At 70.2% G+C, this 13,394-nt stretch carries 17 protein-coding genes; 6 read left to right on the plus strand and 11 right to left on the minus strand.

Annotated features, from left to right (window positions below; genetic code table 11):
• Positions 1-7: 7 nt before the first annotated feature.
• A complete protein-coding gene (locus PV646_RS24455; RefSeq protein ID WP_500344514.1) occupies positions 8-760 on the plus strand; it encodes an MBL fold metallo-hydrolase in 753 nt (250 codons plus the stop codon).
• Here the strand turns inward: PV646_RS24455 and PV646_RS24460 are convergent.
• The 3 genes from PV646_RS24460 to PV646_RS24470 are packed head-to-tail and all read right to left on the minus strand — an operon-like array spanning position 747 to position 3,963.
• Positions 747-1,169, minus strand: a complete 423-nt coding sequence (locus PV646_RS24460; RefSeq protein ID WP_089912485.1) for a VOC family protein — start codon at positions 1,167-1,169, stop codon at positions 747-749. The two genes, PV646_RS24455 and PV646_RS24460, sit on opposite strands and share 14 nt — an antisense overlap.
• A 10-nt stretch (positions 1,170-1,179) precedes the next feature.
• Positions 1,180-1,623, minus strand: coding sequence for a helix-turn-helix transcriptional regulator (locus PV646_RS24465; RefSeq protein ID WP_500345076.1), 444 nt, complete (start codon positions 1,621-1,623; stop codon positions 1,180-1,182).
• A gap of 36 nt (positions 1,624-1,659) precedes the next feature.
• Positions 1,660-3,963 carry a glycosyl hydrolase family 18 protein gene (locus tag PV646_RS24470; RefSeq protein ID WP_500345077.1) on the minus strand — a complete coding sequence of 768 codons (2,304 nt, stop codon included), beginning with the start codon at positions 3,961-3,963 and terminating at the stop codon, positions 1,660-1,662.
• A gap of 171 nt (positions 3,964-4,134) precedes the next feature.
• Here PV646_RS24470 and PV646_RS24475 point away from each other — a divergent pair, with 171 nt between their 5' ends.
• A complete protein-coding gene (locus PV646_RS24475; protein ID WP_500344515.1) occupies positions 4,135-4,581 on the plus strand; it encodes a hypothetical protein in 447 nt (148 codons plus the stop codon).
• A 5-nt stretch (positions 4,582-4,586) separates the two neighbouring features.
• Here PV646_RS24475 and PV646_RS24480 read toward each other — a convergent pair whose 3' ends face one another.
• A complete protein-coding gene (locus tag PV646_RS24480) occupies positions 4,587-5,027 on the minus strand; it encodes a DUF4396 domain-containing protein (RefSeq protein ID WP_500344516.1) in 441 nt (146 codons plus the stop codon).
• A 61-nt stretch (positions 5,028-5,088) separates the two neighbouring features.
• Here PV646_RS24480 and PV646_RS24485 point away from each other — a divergent pair, with 61 nt between their 5' ends.
• Positions 5,089-5,415, plus strand: a complete 327-nt coding sequence (locus PV646_RS24485; RefSeq protein ID WP_500344517.1) for a hypothetical protein — start codon at positions 5,089-5,091, stop codon at positions 5,413-5,415.
• 55 nt (positions 5,416-5,470) lie between these two features.
• A complete protein-coding gene (locus PV646_RS24490; RefSeq protein ID WP_500344518.1) occupies positions 5,471-5,971 on the plus strand; it encodes a DUF305 domain-containing protein in 501 nt (166 codons plus the stop codon).
• A gap of 10 nt (positions 5,972-5,981) precedes the next feature.
• On the opposite strand, the gene PV646_RS24495 is transcribed toward PV646_RS24490, so the two are convergent.
• The 4 genes from PV646_RS24495 to PV646_RS24510 are packed head-to-tail and all read right to left on the minus strand — an operon-like array spanning position 5,982 to position 8,107.
• A complete protein-coding gene (locus tag PV646_RS24495) occupies positions 5,982-6,977 on the minus strand; it encodes a YdcF family protein (protein WP_500344519.1) in 996 nt (331 codons plus the stop codon).
• Positions 6,978-6,999: 22 nt separating this feature from the next.
• On the minus strand, positions 7,000-7,176 hold the full coding sequence (locus PV646_RS24500; protein WP_500344520.1) for a hypothetical protein: 177 nt from the start codon (positions 7,174-7,176) through the stop codon (positions 7,000-7,002).
• Positions 7,177-7,192: 16 nt separating this feature from the next.
• Positions 7,193-7,345 (minus strand): hypothetical protein, encoded by a 153-nt coding sequence (locus tag PV646_RS24505; RefSeq protein ID WP_170176115.1) that lies wholly within the window; start codon positions 7,343-7,345, stop codon positions 7,193-7,195.
• Positions 7,346-7,369: 24 nt separating this feature from the next.
• Positions 7,370-8,107 carry a phosphotransferase gene (locus PV646_RS24510; RefSeq protein WP_500344521.1) on the minus strand — a complete coding sequence of 246 codons (738 nt, stop codon included), beginning with the start codon at positions 8,105-8,107 and terminating at the stop codon, positions 7,370-7,372.
• 155 nt (positions 8,108-8,262) lie between these two features.
• Between PV646_RS24510 and PV646_RS24515 the strand changes: the two genes are divergently transcribed.
• Together PV646_RS24515 and PV646_RS24520 are read left to right on the plus strand one after the other, a co-directional pair.
• Positions 8,263-9,024 (plus strand): IclR family transcriptional regulator, encoded by a 762-nt coding sequence (locus PV646_RS24515; RefSeq protein WP_500344522.1) that lies wholly within the window; start codon positions 8,263-8,265, stop codon positions 9,022-9,024.
• 29 nt (positions 9,025-9,053) lie between these two features.
• The gene (locus PV646_RS24520) at positions 9,054-10,499 is read left to right on the plus strand and encodes an aldehyde dehydrogenase family protein (RefSeq protein WP_500344523.1); all 1,446 of its coding nucleotides are present in this window, start codon (positions 9,054-9,056) and stop codon (positions 10,497-10,499) included.
• A 159-nt stretch (positions 10,500-10,658) separates the two neighbouring features.
• Here PV646_RS24520 and PV646_RS24525 read toward each other — a convergent pair whose 3' ends face one another.
• The 3 genes from PV646_RS24525 to PV646_RS24535 are packed head-to-tail and all read right to left on the minus strand — an operon-like array spanning position 10,659 to position 13,356.
• Positions 10,659-11,288, minus strand: coding sequence for a response regulator (locus tag PV646_RS24525; protein WP_500344524.1), 630 nt, complete (start codon positions 11,286-11,288; stop codon positions 10,659-10,661).
• A complete protein-coding gene (locus PV646_RS24530; RefSeq protein WP_500344525.1) occupies positions 11,285-12,148 on the minus strand; it encodes a sensor histidine kinase in 864 nt (287 codons plus the stop codon). Before PV646_RS24530 ends, PV646_RS24525 begins: the two co-directional genes overlap by 4 nt.
• Positions 12,145-13,356 carry a serine hydrolase domain-containing protein gene (locus tag PV646_RS24535; protein WP_500344526.1) on the minus strand — a complete coding sequence of 404 codons (1,212 nt, stop codon included), beginning with the start codon at positions 13,354-13,356 and terminating at the stop codon, positions 12,145-12,147. The genes PV646_RS24530 and PV646_RS24535 overlap by 4 nt, the downstream gene beginning before the upstream one ends.
• Positions 13,357-13,394: the final 38 nt, after the last annotated feature.

The following is a 13,394-nucleotide window of genomic DNA, read 5'->3' on the forward strand; positions in this document are numbered from 1 at the left end:
TGGATCGATGGACCTCGGCCTGACCGTGCTCGGCTGCGCGACCCCGTACCCGAGCACGGACAACCCGTGCTCGGGCTACCTCGTCTCCCACCACGGCACTCGCGTGTGGATGGACGCGGGCACCGGCACACTCGGCCCGCTGCAACGCCACACCCGCCTGGAGGACCTGGACGCGATCTGGATCTCGCACCTGCACGCGGACCACAGCGCGGACCTGCTCACCGCCTACTACGCCCTGCTGTTCGCGGACGTCTCACGTCCGCCGGTCCCGCTGTACGGACCACCCGGCATCGCGGACCGCCTGGCCGGCTTCCTCACCAACGGGCCGGAGCGCAGCCCGGTCGAGTCGGCGTTCGAGATCACCGAACTGCACGACGGGCACGAGGCCGCGGTCGGATCGCTGCGGCTGACCAGCGCGGCGGTCGAGCACGGCGTCCCGGCGTTCGCCGTGCGGGTCGAGGCGGACGGGCGGTCGCTGACGTACTCCGGCGACACCGCGCCGTGCCCGAGTCTCACCGAACTGGGCCGCGGCACCGACGTGCTGGTGTGCGAGGCCGAGAGTGCGGTGAAGACGCCGAACATGGTCCACCACACGCCTGAGGACGCGGGCGAGACGGCTGCTGGAGCCGGTGCGGGACGGTTGGTCGTGACGCACGTGGGCCGCTTCCTGACCCCGCGGGAAGCGGTCACCCGTGCGTCCACTCGCTACCAGGGCCAGGTCGACTACGCCGCGCCGGGCACCACGTTCACAGCTGGTTGATGCGGACCAGGTTTCCGGCCGGGTCGCGGAACGAGCAGTCCCGCACCCCCCACGGCTGGTCCTCCGGCTCCTGCAACACCTCACCCGCACCGGACGACTCGACCCACGCCCGCGCGCGGTCGAACGTGCCCTGCAGGTCCTTGGTCGCCAGCGACAGCGCGGTGTAGACGCCCTTCGCCATGAGGACCGCGATGGTGCGCCGTTCCTCGTCGCTCACGCCGGGGTCGGCGGCGGGTGGGTGCAGGACGATGCCGGTCTCCGGCTGGTCGGGCGGCCCCACGGTGATCCAGCGCATGGTGCCCTGGCCGACGTCCTGGCGGACCTCGAAGCCGAGTGCGTCGCGGAAGAAGCCCAGTGACTTCTCGGGGTCGTCTGCCGGGAGGAACGCGGCGGCGATGATGACTGACATGGCGGTCAACCTAATCGGACGGGCCGGTCGCCGCTTCTCGATTCCTGATCGGCCTCATCACGGCCTTGGCCAGGCAGTTCGGGATGCCCTGGCCGTCGGCGCCCGCGGTCTTGCGGTACTGGCTCGGGGACATGCCGACCAGTTCGGAGAAGCGGGTGCTGAAGGTGCCCAGTGAGGTGCAGCCGACCTCGAAGCAGACGTCGGTGACGGACATGTCGCCCCGGCGCAGCAACGTCATGGCCCGCTCGATGCGGCGGGTCATGAGGTAGCTGTACGGGGACTCGCCGAAGGCAGCCCGGAAGGCTCGGGAGAGGTGGCCCGCGGACAGGTGCACGCCGCGGGCCAGCGCCGCGACGTCCAGCGGCTGCCGGTACTCGCGGTCGATCCTGTCTCTGACCTTGCGGAGCAGGACCAACTCCTGCAGGCGCGGGTCTTGGGCGGTCACGACCGACAGCCTAAGCCCCGCGCCTGACAGTGTCCTGACTACCGACTAGCAGGCACCCTGGTCGCGCCAGACGCCCCATTCACCCGTGGTCCCGGGCTCCTCACCCGTCGTCCACCACTGGGCGCGCCACTTGCGGCCCTTGTGCGACACCTCGTTGCCACCGGTGTAGACCTTGCCCCGCTCCCACGCGGGCAGCGAGCAGGTCGGCGCCGTCGTGGTCGTGGTGGTGGTCGTCGTCGTAGTGGTGGTGGTCGTGGTCGACGTAGTGGTCGACGTGGACGTGGAGGTCGGCGGGTTGCCGCCACCGATGCGCGGGTGGTCGGCGCTGATCGCGTACGACTGACCGCCGAACGTGAACACGAAGTTCGACGGCGTCGAGATCGGCAGCTGGTAGCTGACGGTCACGTCGATCGAGGCACCCGGTGCGAGCGACTGCCACGACGGCAGCGTGAGCTCCGCCTTCTGGAAGTCACCCTTCAGACCACCGACGTTGGACCCGCTGTGGCCCTTCGACACGACCTTCAGGCCGAAGCCCGACTGGTCGCCCATGCTGCCGGGCGCGCTGGTGCCGTAGTCGAACGCGATCTTCGTGCCGCCGGGGATCGTCACCGTGGAGCGGTTGGTGAACTTGATCTTCGGCGTGATCGGGTAGTTGTTGTCGCCCAGCGCGAAGCCGTAAACGTCCACGTCGACGGCCAGGGACTGGGTCTGCTGCGACGTGGCCTTCAGGGCACCGTAGGGCGCGGCGCCGTTCAGGCCGGTGTTGATGGTCGACAGCAGCGTGTCGCCGATGAAGTACTCGTTCTTCGAGGAGTCGAACCTGTAGTCGCCGGCGAGCTCCCAGATCATGATGCCGCCGAGGCCCTTGTCGCGGACGTACTTGGCCTTCTCCGCCATCGACTGCTCGGTCTCGGTGGAGAGGAACACCTTCTTGTCGTTGTTCCACAGCCACGGCGACTTCAGAGTCGAGTCGTAGTGCGGCGTGTACGTGCCGGTGAGGCGGTCGGTCGGGTCGTTGACCGGGTCGAGACCGTACTGGGCGCCGTAGGAACCGGTGATCTTGGCTTCCAGGTTCTTCGTGTGCCACAACGGGTTCACACCGGACGGGACCTCGGCGCCACCGGCGGTGACGTCGTGCCAGATGTTGTCGATGCCGGCCGCGCCGTTACCGCACGGGGTGGTGGAGCCGACGGACGAACCGGTGCCGGGCGGGCACTGCGACTGGTTCGGCAGCGGGGCCTTGCCCCACAGGCCGTTCGTGCCGCCGGTGACGCCCTGCCAGCCGCGCGAGTAGAACGGCACGCCGATGTTGATGCGTCCGGCCTGCATCGCGCCGCGGTAGTAGTGGTACGACCAGTCGGTGTTGAGGTAACCCATGCCCTCGTACTGCGGTGCCGTGTACACGCCACCGGCCGAGAGCTCGCCGTCCTTGCCGTCGTCGTAGAGGGCGGCGTTCGGGCCGACGAACTGGTTCCACGAACCGTGCAGGTCGTAGCTCATGACGTTGAGGTAGTCGAGGTACTTGACGACCTGGTACGCCTCCTGGCCGCGCAGCAGCCAGCCCGAGGCGGGCACGGCGGCGGTCAGCATGTAGTGCTTGCCGTCGGCGGCACCGGCGCGGTCGAGCTTCTCCCGCAGCGTCTTCATGATCGCCTGGTAGCCGGCCCACAGCGTGCCGCGGTTGGCGTTGGAGATCCAGAAGTCGTCCGGGTTGCCGGCGTGGTTGTTCGACGTCGCGTACTCGTAGTCGATGTCAGCGCCGTTGAAGCCGTACTTGCGCAGGAACTCCACGGTGCTGTCGGCGAACGTGTCGATCGCGGCCTGGTTCTGGCCGAGCTTGTAGAAGCCGCCCGACGCGTTGCGCGAGCCGTCGGCGTTGAAGAAGCCGCCGGTCTCCGCCCAGCCGCCGACCGAGATCAGCGTCTTGACGTTCGGGTTGGTCTTCTTGAACTTCGTGAGCTGGTTGAAGTGCCCCTTGTAGGGCAGCGACGGGTCCATCTCGGCGCCGGCGACACCCGGCCACTCCATGCCGATGGACGAGTTGTTCGCGTCGTTCGCACCGACCGAGATCTTGTTCTGGGCGTCGATGTGCGCGAACGCGTAGTTCAGGTGCGTGACCTTGTTCCAGGGGATGTCCTTGGCGAGGTACCCGGGCTGACCGTTCTTGCCGGTCCGCCAGCTGGTGAAGTACCCGATGACGCGTCTGGACTTGTCACCCATGGTCTCGCGGCCGGCGGTGTCGTAGACGGTGCAGTACGGCACCTCGACACCCGGCGTCTTGTACAGCCCGTCCGGCCGGCAGTCCTCGTGGGCTGCGGCTGCGGTCGGTGCGTTGGTCACGGCTATCACGGTCCCGGCTAGCAGAGCTAGCACCGGGACCACTCTGGCGAGCAGTCGCAAGGGAAGGACCTCCTGGCTAGGGCGGCGGCCACTGCCGGGAACGGTAAAATGGTCCAGACCTTTGCGTCAATAGTCGATCACTGACAAAGGGTGTCAGTGAATCGGTTTAGCGTCATTTCCATGAGTGAGAACGATTTCAACTTCCTCCACGGCCGGTGGCGGGTGGCCAACCGCAAGCTCGCCGACATCATCGGGCGCGGCACCGAGTGGGTCGAGTTCGACGCGGAGGCCGAGGCGCGACCGCTGCTGGGCGGCGGGGCGATCATCGACAGCTTCTTCGCCGACGGCTGGGAGGGCATGACCCTGCGCCAGTACGACCCGGACGACGACGTCTGGCGCATCTGGTGGGCCTCCACCCGCGCGCCCGGCAAGCTCGACCCGCCACTGGAGGGCCGCTTCAGCGACGGGCACGGGGTGTTCTTCGGCGACGACGTCGTCGGCGGGCACGCGGTGAAGGTCCGCTTCGACTGGACACCCGGCGACGACCCCGTGTGGCAGCAGCAGTTCTCCTACGACGGCGGCGAGACCTGGGAGATCAACTGGATCATGCGCTTCACGCGCGCCTGATCGGTTCAGTGGTGGTGGTGCTGGTGGACGACCGCGTGCCCCTTGCCGCGCGCGATCATCCACCGGTTCACCGGCACCGTCACCACGAACGCGACGGCGAGCGAGAACGCCAGCGCCGCCCAGAACACCCAGTTCGCGAGGCCCGCGTCCATCGCGCCGGGCACGAGCAGCATCACCGCGTTGTCGACGACCTCCATGACCGCGATCGACACGGTGTCCGCCGCCAGCGCGACACCGAGCGCCGCCTTGAACGCGAGGCCCGAGCGCAGCACCGGCCGGATGGTCAGCGAGTAGCCGAACACGAACGCGAGCGCCACGGCCAGCACGATCGTGGCGAGGTTGCTCCAGCCCAGCGCCGTGCCGATGACCATGCCGAGCACCTCGCCGATCGCACAGCCGGTGAGGCAGTGCAGCGTCGCGGAGATCGCCTGCCTGGTAAGACTCATGACGGGGACAATACCCCTAGGGGGTACCCGTATCAAGCGCTGCCGTCGTAGGGTGTGCCCCATGACGAAGCGCCGGCTCACCCAGTGGGTGTTGCTGTGCGCGCTCGTCTTCTCCGTGGTCGGCATGCATCACGTCGCGGCGGCGGAGACTCCGCACGCCACGCACACGATGTCCCACCACGAGGAACAGCCCCACGAGCACGACCTGACGCACCTGTGCCTCGCGGTCCTGGTCTCCGCGGCCGTCGTGCTGCTGGGCTGGTTCCTGGCGCGAACGGCACTCCCCCGGCCCCCCGAGCCCACCGGCGAAACGCCGCCGAGCACCCCTCCACGTCCGCCACCGGGCGGACGACAGCTCCTCACGACTCTCTGCGTGCTGCGGAACTGAGTTCGTCAGTCCACCCAGCACTGTCCACAAACGCAGAGAGAAGAAGAAACCCGTGATGAAGTCCCTCATCGGGGCTGTCGTCGGCATGCTCGTTCTGAGCGCCTGCGGCAGTCCCGCGAACACCGCTGCCGACGTCACGTTCGCGCAGGGCATGGTCCCGCACCACCAGCAGGCGCTGGACATGGCGAAACTCGTGCCGTCCCGCAGCAGCGACGACAAGGTCCGCGACCTCGCCCAGCGCATCGAGAAGGCCCAGGGCCCCGAGATCACCCAGCTCAACGAGTGGCTCGCGCAATGGGGCGCCAAGCAGGACCACGCCGGCCACGACGCGGCCGGGATGATGGGCCACGACGACATGGCGGCGCTGGAGAAGGCCAGCGGCGCCGAGTTCGACCGGCTCTGGCTGGGCATGATGATCAAGCACCACGAGGGCGCCGTCGAGATGGCGAAGACCGAACTCGCCGAAGGCCAGGACGAGAAGGCCAAGAAGCTCGCCCAGGCGATCGTCGACGGTCAGCAGCAGGAGATCACCGAGATGAAGGCACTCCTGGGCTAGCCGATCTGGGCTAACCGATCTGGGTCAGCGCGAGCCCGCCGGCCATCAGCACGGCGCACGCCAGGCCGTGCACGACGGGGTTGCGCACCAGGAGCGCCACGAACTCCCGCAGGAACGCGCTGGGCACGAAGTACCAGGCCGTCGGCGCGCCGATGACCTGCAACCGCAGGCCCTGCTTGCGGGAGAGCACGGCGGTGCGGAACACGTGGTAGTTGTTCGTGACCGCGACGACCCGGCCGTGGAGGCCCCGTTCGGCGAGCAGGGTCTTGCTGTAGCGGAGGTTCTCCTCGGTCGTGGTCGCCTGGTCCTCCAGCACCACGTCGCTCTCGGGCACGCCGCGGTCGAACAGGTACCGGCTCATGGCGAACGCCTCGGAGACCTGTTCGTCCGCGCCCTTGCCGCCCGTCACCACGATGACGGGCGACCGGCCGGCCTCGCGATCGCGGTGGTAGAGCCGCATCGCGCGGTCGAGCCGGTTCGCGAGCAGCTTCGGCACCCGGTCGCCGATCAGGCCGGCTCCGAGCACGACGATGCCGTCGAACCCGTGGCGGCGGCCGGTGCGGCCGTAGATCACGGAGTACAGCAGCAGGCTCACGAACAGGAACGCGATGTACGCCGACATCAGGAACAACCCGATGGCGGAGCCGCGGATCCAGTCGTTGGGCTGCGCGATGCCCCAGAAGAAGTAGACCATCTCGCCGAGCAGGGCCAGTCCCGCGAGCAACGACAACAGGTTGCCCAGCGAGCGGCCCTCGCGGCGGACCATCACCATGCCGTTGGCCAGCAGCGCCAGTGGGAGCAGCAGCAGGCCCAGCACGGCCAGCATGAACGCGAGCACCAGCGGCAGGCTCAGCACCGGGTTGTCCCGCCCGGCCTCCGCCAGCAGCAGGAGCAGCATCACCAGCGCGATGCCGAGCCAGACGGCGTTGCTCAGCCTCCGGCGGTCACGGATCACGCCGATGACGAAGAAGGTGGCGGGGATGAGGAAGAGCAGCCCGGCTAGCACCGGGCAAGGGTAGTACCGGTGATCACTCGGTGCTGTCGGCGCTCTCCGGTCGGGGCTCCGGCTTCGGCCGGGGCCTCAGCCGGACCGCGCCCGCGGTGAGGTCGAGCGGCCCGGTCTCCTCGTAGTCCTCACCCGTGCCCGCGTCCGTCGCCTCGCGGCGGACCTTGGGGCCGGGGAACAACTCGCCCAACTGTCCCATGGCCCCGACACTACCCTCAGAACAGGACGACGAGCAGCAGGATCACGGCGAGCACGGCGGCGACCACGATCCACATCGACCCCTGCGGCCTGCGGTAGTGGCGGCGGACCGTCGTCGAGCCGAACCAGCTGTAGGGGCGGCTGCGGCGGTGCTGGCGAACCCAGGGCATCTCGTCCTCCTCGGGAAGTGGCTGTCAGCTCGGGGATACCCAGACGCCCAGCCTCCGCACTACTCCGGCCAGCCCAATTTCGGCCACCTCCCGGTCGCCGATGTCATTGCCGTACAGGACTTCGTGCCACGGCCCGAGCTTGTGCCAGATCAACGCCCGCTCCCGCAGCGCGGGCGTGACCCCGTAGGTCTCGGCGAGCGCGGCGGCGAACTCGGGTGGCGTGGAGTGCAGTGCCCACGCGAGGTCGACGGCCGCGTCGCCGACGTGCAGGTCGCCGAAGTCGATCACGCCGGTCAGCACGCCGTCGCGGCCCAGCACGTGCTCGGGGCCGAGGTCGCCGTGGACGAGCGTGTCCGCGGGCAGGCCGTCGAGCTCCGCGAGCAGTTCCTCGCCACCGGGCACCCGCACCTCGGCGCGGAAGCGTTCGACGGGGAGCCGCATCGGGCCGACGCCCCGTTCGACGGCTTCGGCGACCGGGGCCGCGTGCAGGGCGCGCAGGAACTCGCCGAGCTGACGGCCCTGGACGGCGTCGAGCGACGCCACCTCTCCACCCGGCACCAGCTCGTGCCGCACCACCACCGGGTCCTCCGACACGACCACGGGCACCGGGACGGGCAGGGGCAGCCGGGGCGCGAGCCACGGCATGACCACCGACTCGCGCAGCAGCTGTGGCCCGATCTCCGGGCGGCGCGGCCGCCGTTCCACCCAGCGCCCGCCGACGAGGACCGCCGTGCTGTCCCAGCCTTCACCGAGGTACGTCACCCGCCCAGTGTCACCGGCGACTCCCGCACGCCCGAAGCGACTTTCCCCCGGCTCGCGCTGCTCGGCGGCGGCGAGCGACTCCCGTGCCGTGCGGACGGACCTTCCCCGCGCCGTCCGCCCCTGCTGACCTGGAACGCACGGTGCAGAATCCGGGTGTGGCCGCCACCGTCTCCTCCAAGCTGCTGTCGCTGCTCGGCACCTTCGACAGCCGGCACCGCCGCCAGACCCTGAGCGGCATCGCGCGGCGCAGCGGCCTGCCGGTCAGCACCACCCACCGGTTGCTCGCCGAGCTGGCGGAGTGGGGCGCGGTGCGGCGGCTCGACTCCGGCGAGTACGTGATCGGCCGGCGGATCTGGCGGCTCGGACTGCTCGCGGCGGGTGAGGTCGACCTCAGCCGGGTCGCGGAGCCGTTCCTGCACGACATCCACGCGGCGACCCGCGCCGTGGTGCACCTGGCCGTGCGGGAGGGGACCGAGGTCCTGTACCTCGACCGGGTCTCCGGGCACGCGTCCGTGCCGATCGTGAGCACCACGGGCAGCCGGTTGCCGTTGCACGCGACCGGGGTGGGCAAGGTGTTGCTCGCGCACGCGCCTGCGGAGGTGCAGGACGAGGTGCTGACGCACGGGCTGACGCGGCTCACGGCGTTCACGGTCACCGAGCCCGGACGGATGCGGGCCCAGCTGCACCGGATCCGGCGGGACGGGTACGCGCAGACGTTCGAGGAGATGACGCTCGGGGCGTGCAGCGTCGGGGTGCCGGTCGAGGTGGACGGGTACGTGGTGGCAGCGCTCGGGATCGTGGTGCCCGACCTGCGCAACGTGCGGGCCCGGCTGGTCGCGGCACTGCAGGTGGCGGCACGCGGCATCGCGCGGATGCTGGAGCCCAGTTTCCATCCACCGGAAGCCGGGCTTGGATGATCAGGCGGCCTGCGGCTTAGATCCTGCTCGTGGCAAGCGAAAAGCGTGAGCTCCTCATCGGCGGCGACAGCGTTCCCGCGCTGGACGGCCGCACCACCGACGACCTCAACCCCTTCACCGGCGAGGTCTACGCCGTCGTGGCGGCGGCCGGCCCGGCGGACGTCGCGCGCGCAGTCGACGCGGCTGACCAGGCCTTCGCCGGTTGGGCGGCCACGTCGCCGTCCGTGAAGCGCGGGATCCTGCTGCGGGCCGCGGACGTGCTGGAGTCCCGGACACCCGAGGTGGTCGCCCTGATGGCCGCCGAGGTCGGCGGTGTCGGCGGCTGGGCCGGGTTCAACGTCATGCTCGCGGCGAACATCCTGCGGGAGGCCGCTGCGGCGGTCACCCAGCCCGTCGGCGAGGTGCTGACGACGGAGGTGCCCGGTCAGCTGTCGCTGGCGGTGCGGGAACCGCTCGGCGTGATCGCGGCGTTCGCGCCGTGGAACGCGCCGGTCATCCTGAGCACGCGTGCCGTCGCCGCGCCGATCGCCGCCGGGAACACCGTCGTGCTCAAGCCCAGTGAGGACGCGCCGATCGCGGCCGGGCTGTTCATCGCGGACGTGCTGCGCGAGGCCGGGTTGCCGGCGGGTGTGCTCAACGTCGTCACGAACGCTCCCGAGGACGCCGCGGCGGTGGCCGAGGCGCTGATCACCGACTCCCGCGTGCGCGCCGTGAACTTCACCGGCTCCACCGAGGTCGGCCGGATCGTCGGAACCCTTGCTGCACAACACCTCAAGCCCGCCGTGCTGGAGCTCGGCGGCAAGAACTCGCTGCTGGTGCTCGACGACGCCGACCTCGACCACGCGGTCGACGCGGCGACGTTCGGCGCCTTCCACAACGCGGGCCAGATCTGCATGTCGACGGACCGCATCCTGGTGCACCGGTCCGTGGCCGAGGAGTTCACCGCGAAGCTCGCCGCCAAGGTCGGTTCGCTGCCGCACGGCGACCCCGCCGACCCCGGCACCGTGATCGGCCCGGTGATCAACCCGCGGTCCGCGGCACGGGTCGCCGCGCTGGTGGAGGACGCGGTCGCGAACGGCGCCACCGTGCGGGCGGGCGGCGACGGCGGCGCGACCGTGCTCGACGGCGTCACGCCGCAGATGCGCGTGTTCCAGGAGGAGATCTTCGGCCCGGCCGTCGTCGTGGTGCCCGTCGCGGACGACGACGAGGCCGTGGCCATCGCGAACGACACCGAGCACGGCCTCACCGCGGGCATCCTCACCGAGGACTCACGACGAGGACTCGGTCTGGCTCAGCGCATCCGCACCGGCATCGTGCACGTCGGCAACCAGACGGTGGACGACGAGCCGCAGGCGCCGTTCGGTGGCGTGAAGTCGAGCGGCTACGGCAAGTTCGGTGGCCGGTGGGGCATCGAGGCGTTCTCCGCGACCCGCTGGGTGACGATCGCCAGCCAGCACGGCCACTTCCCCTTCTAGTGCCGCGACTGGCAACCTTCGCCGCGTCTTCGACGCTCAGCAGGGCGCCTCGCGGCACCGGCCCCACGCCCACAGCCGACCAGGATGAGGACGCGGGGCCGGCACCACGAGACACCCGTCTGAACGCCGAATACGGGGCAAAGGCTGCCAGCCGCGGCACTAGAGGCCCGCTTCGTGGGCCACGATGGCCGCCTGGACGCGGTTCTCCGCGCCCAGGCGGCTCAGGATCGCGCTCACGTGCCCCTTCACCGTGCCCTCTACCAGGTCGAGGCGCCGGGCGATCTGCGCGTTCGACAGGCCCTGGCCCAGCAACGCGAGCACGTCGCGTTCCCGCGCGGTCAGCGACTCCACCCGCGACCGCGCCTGACCGACCCGCCCGCCGCGGAACCGCGTGATCATCCGGGCCGCCACCTTCGGCGCCAGGTACGCGCCACCGGACGCCAGCGCGTGCACGCCCGCGATGAGCTCGCGCGGATCGCCGGACTTCAGCAGGAACCCGCGCGCGCCACCGTCGAGCGCCCGTTCCAGGTAGCCGTCGTCGTTGAACGTCGTCAGCATCGCGACGCCGAACCCGAGCTTCGCCAGTTCACGCGCCGCCTCCAGCCCGTCGAGGCGCGGCATCCGGATGTCCATCAGCACGACGTCGGGCCGGTGCTTCAACGCGAGGTCGATCGCCTCGCGCCCGTCGGCCGCCTCCGCGACGACCTCGAGTTCGGGGTCTGACCCGAGGATGGCGCGCACCCCGGCACGCACCAGCACCTCGTCGTCCGCGAGCAGTACCCGGATCACAGCTCCCCCGCGTGCGGCACCGTCGCGACCAGCTCGAACCTGCCCTCGCCGCGGCTGACCCGGAGCGTACCGCCCGCGATCCGCACCCGTTCCCGCAACGCGATCAGGCCCAGCCGGCTGCCCGCGCCCCGGCGCAGCCCCGCCTCGTTGCCGACCTCGACCACGGTGCTGCCCTGCGCCGACGTCACCTTCACCTCCACGACGGACTTGGGCGCGTGCTTGGCCGCGTTCGTCAACGCCTCCTGCACGACTCGATGCACCGTGCGTTCCACAGTGGACGGGATGTCACCCTCCACTGTGAACTCCACGCTCATCCCGGCGGCCACCGCGCGGTCGACCAGGTCCCGCAGGTCGGCCATGGCGGGTGGCTCGCCGTCGCGCAGCAGGAACACCAGCGCGGACAGCCGTTCGGTGGCGTCGGACGCCGTCACCCTGAGCTGGGCCGCGGCGGCCTGGTGCTCGGGCGGCAGGGTCATCTCGAGCGCGCCGGCCTGCAGCGCCAGCAGGCTGAGTTCGTGACCTAGCGTGTCGTGCACCTCGTGCGCGATCCGCGTGCGTTCCCGCAGGTGAGCGGCCTCGACCTCGGCCGCGGCCAGTGCGGCCTGCTGCCCCGCGAGCCGCCCGAGGAACCACGGCAGCGCCACCGCCAGGCCGACGACGATCAGCTGCGTGAACCCGATGAGGCCCGCCCCGGCGAACATGATCGCGGGCCAGCCGGGCGCCATCCTCCGTCCGAGCAGGAAGGCGGCGACGAACAACCCGGCGCACACCACGATCGTCCACGGCGGCACGTTCCTGTCCATCACGAAGGACAGCCCGAACGCCGTGGCCACACAGCCCGCGAGCGCCACGACCCTCATCGCACCCACCTCACGACCGCCAGACTCGTGTTCATCGCACTGGACACGCCCAACCACACCACAAGCGGCAGCGAGTAGTGCGCCAGTTGGAAGAACGTGATGTCGCGCCCGCCGCCGTACAGGAGTCCCAGCATCGCCGGCAACGCCAGCAGCACGCCCAGCGGCACGAACCTGAACACCTGCCACGCCTTGTGGAACCTCCGGGGCCGCCGCCACGCGCGAATCCCCAGTCCGGCGGACAGGAGCGTGAGCCCGGCGAGCACCAGGTCGATCAGCAGCCGGTAGGACTCCGGCTCCTCGGGCTCGTCACCGTCGAGGATCGCGGCGATCCCGTTCTCCAGCAGGTACGTGCCCTCGTTGCCGAGCGTGATCCCGCTGTTGGACAGGACCGCGATGCCGTGGCCGGACGACGTCAGCAGCTGCCCGGCCGTACCCGTGAACCAGATCCCGCTGTGCCGCAACCGTCCCTGCTGGTCGGCCTCCCAGCCCATCCCGTCGCGCGGCTGGAGCTCCGGTTGCGCGGCCAGCCACTTGGCCATGTCGGCGCCGGTCGTGACGACCCCGTCGGAGCCGGTGACGAACCGGTCGGGCTCGGTCAGCGGCACCGAGAACCCGTAGGCGTACCCGTACCCCTTGCGGTAGTCCTTCGGCAGATCCCTCGGCGTGACGTCGACAGCCACGGTGTTGTCCATGTCGAGCGGCTCGAACACGTGCTTCTTCAGGTAGGCGTTGAAGTTCTCACCCGAAGCCTGCTCGACCAGCCGGGCGAGCAGGTGGTAGTTCGTGTTGGTGTAGCGGAACGTCTCGTCGGGCACGGCGTCCCGCAACGCCTCGCGCGCCCGTTCCACGGCCCCTTCGGGGTTTTCGGGCTGCTTCAGGCTCTTCTCCGGCAACGTCCGGTCACTGATCCCGGACTTGTGCGCGAGCAGCTGCCGCGGCGTGACGCGCGAGTCGAACACCGGCCGGTCGAGGTCGATCCTCCCGGCGTCCGCGAGCTGCCGGACCGCGAGCGCGGTGAACGACTTGCTGACCGACGCGATCGCCATCTTCGAGTGTTCGGTGATCGGCGCGCCGGACGAGTCGTGGCCGAAGCCCTGGACCGAGATCACCTGGTCCCCCTTGGTGATCGCGACCGCGACGCCGGGCAGCGACGCCTCCCCCATGTACGTGGACACCAGCAGCGTGAGTGCTGCACCCCAGAGCATCATGGAACAGAAGTTAGGGATCGGCGCGCGGGGAGACCCGA

The sequence above is a fragment of the Streptomyces sp. ID05-26A genome, from assembly GCF_033794685.1.
GTDB lineage: Bacteria > Actinomycetota > Actinomycetes > Mycobacteriales > Pseudonocardiaceae > Lentzea.

Bases quoted from the DNA above. Each gene is read 5' to 3' on its own strand.
- PV646_RS24475 (WP_500344515.1), top strand. From the start codon at position 4,135: ATGAGTGAGAACGATTTCAACTTCCTCCACGGCCGGTGGCGGGTGGCC.
- PV646_RS24460 (WP_089912485.1), bottom strand. From the start codon at position 1,169: ATGTCAGTCATCATCGCCGCCGCGTTCCTCCCGGCAGACGACCCCGAG.
- PV646_RS24535 (WP_500344526.1), bottom strand. From the start codon at position 13,356: ATGATGCTCTGGGGTGCAGCACTCACGCTGCTGGTGTCCACGTACATG.
- PV646_RS24455 (WP_500344514.1), top strand. From the start codon at position 8: ATGGACCTCGGCCTGACCGTGCTCGGCTGCGCGACCCCGTACCCGAGC.
- PV646_RS24480 (WP_500344516.1), bottom strand. From the start codon at position 5,027: ATGAGTCTTACCAGGCAGGCGATCTCCGCGACGCTGCACTGCCTCACC.
- PV646_RS24505 (WP_170176115.1), bottom strand. From the start codon at position 7,345: ATGCCCTGGGTTCGCCAGCACCGCCGCAGCCGCCCCTACAGCTGGTTC.
- PV646_RS24485 (WP_500344517.1), top strand. From the start codon at position 5,089: ATGACGAAGCGCCGGCTCACCCAGTGGGTGTTGCTGTGCGCGCTCGTC.
- PV646_RS24500 (WP_500344520.1), bottom strand. From the start codon at position 7,176: ATGGGACAGTTGGGCGAGTTGTTCCCCGGCCCCAAGGTCCGCCGCGAG.
- PV646_RS24530 (WP_500344525.1), bottom strand. From the start codon at position 12,148: ATGAGGGTCGTGGCGCTCGCGGGCTGTGTGGCCACGGCGTTCGGGCTG.
- PV646_RS24490 (WP_500344518.1), top strand. From the start codon at position 5,471: ATGAAGTCCCTCATCGGGGCTGTCGTCGGCATGCTCGTTCTGAGCGCC.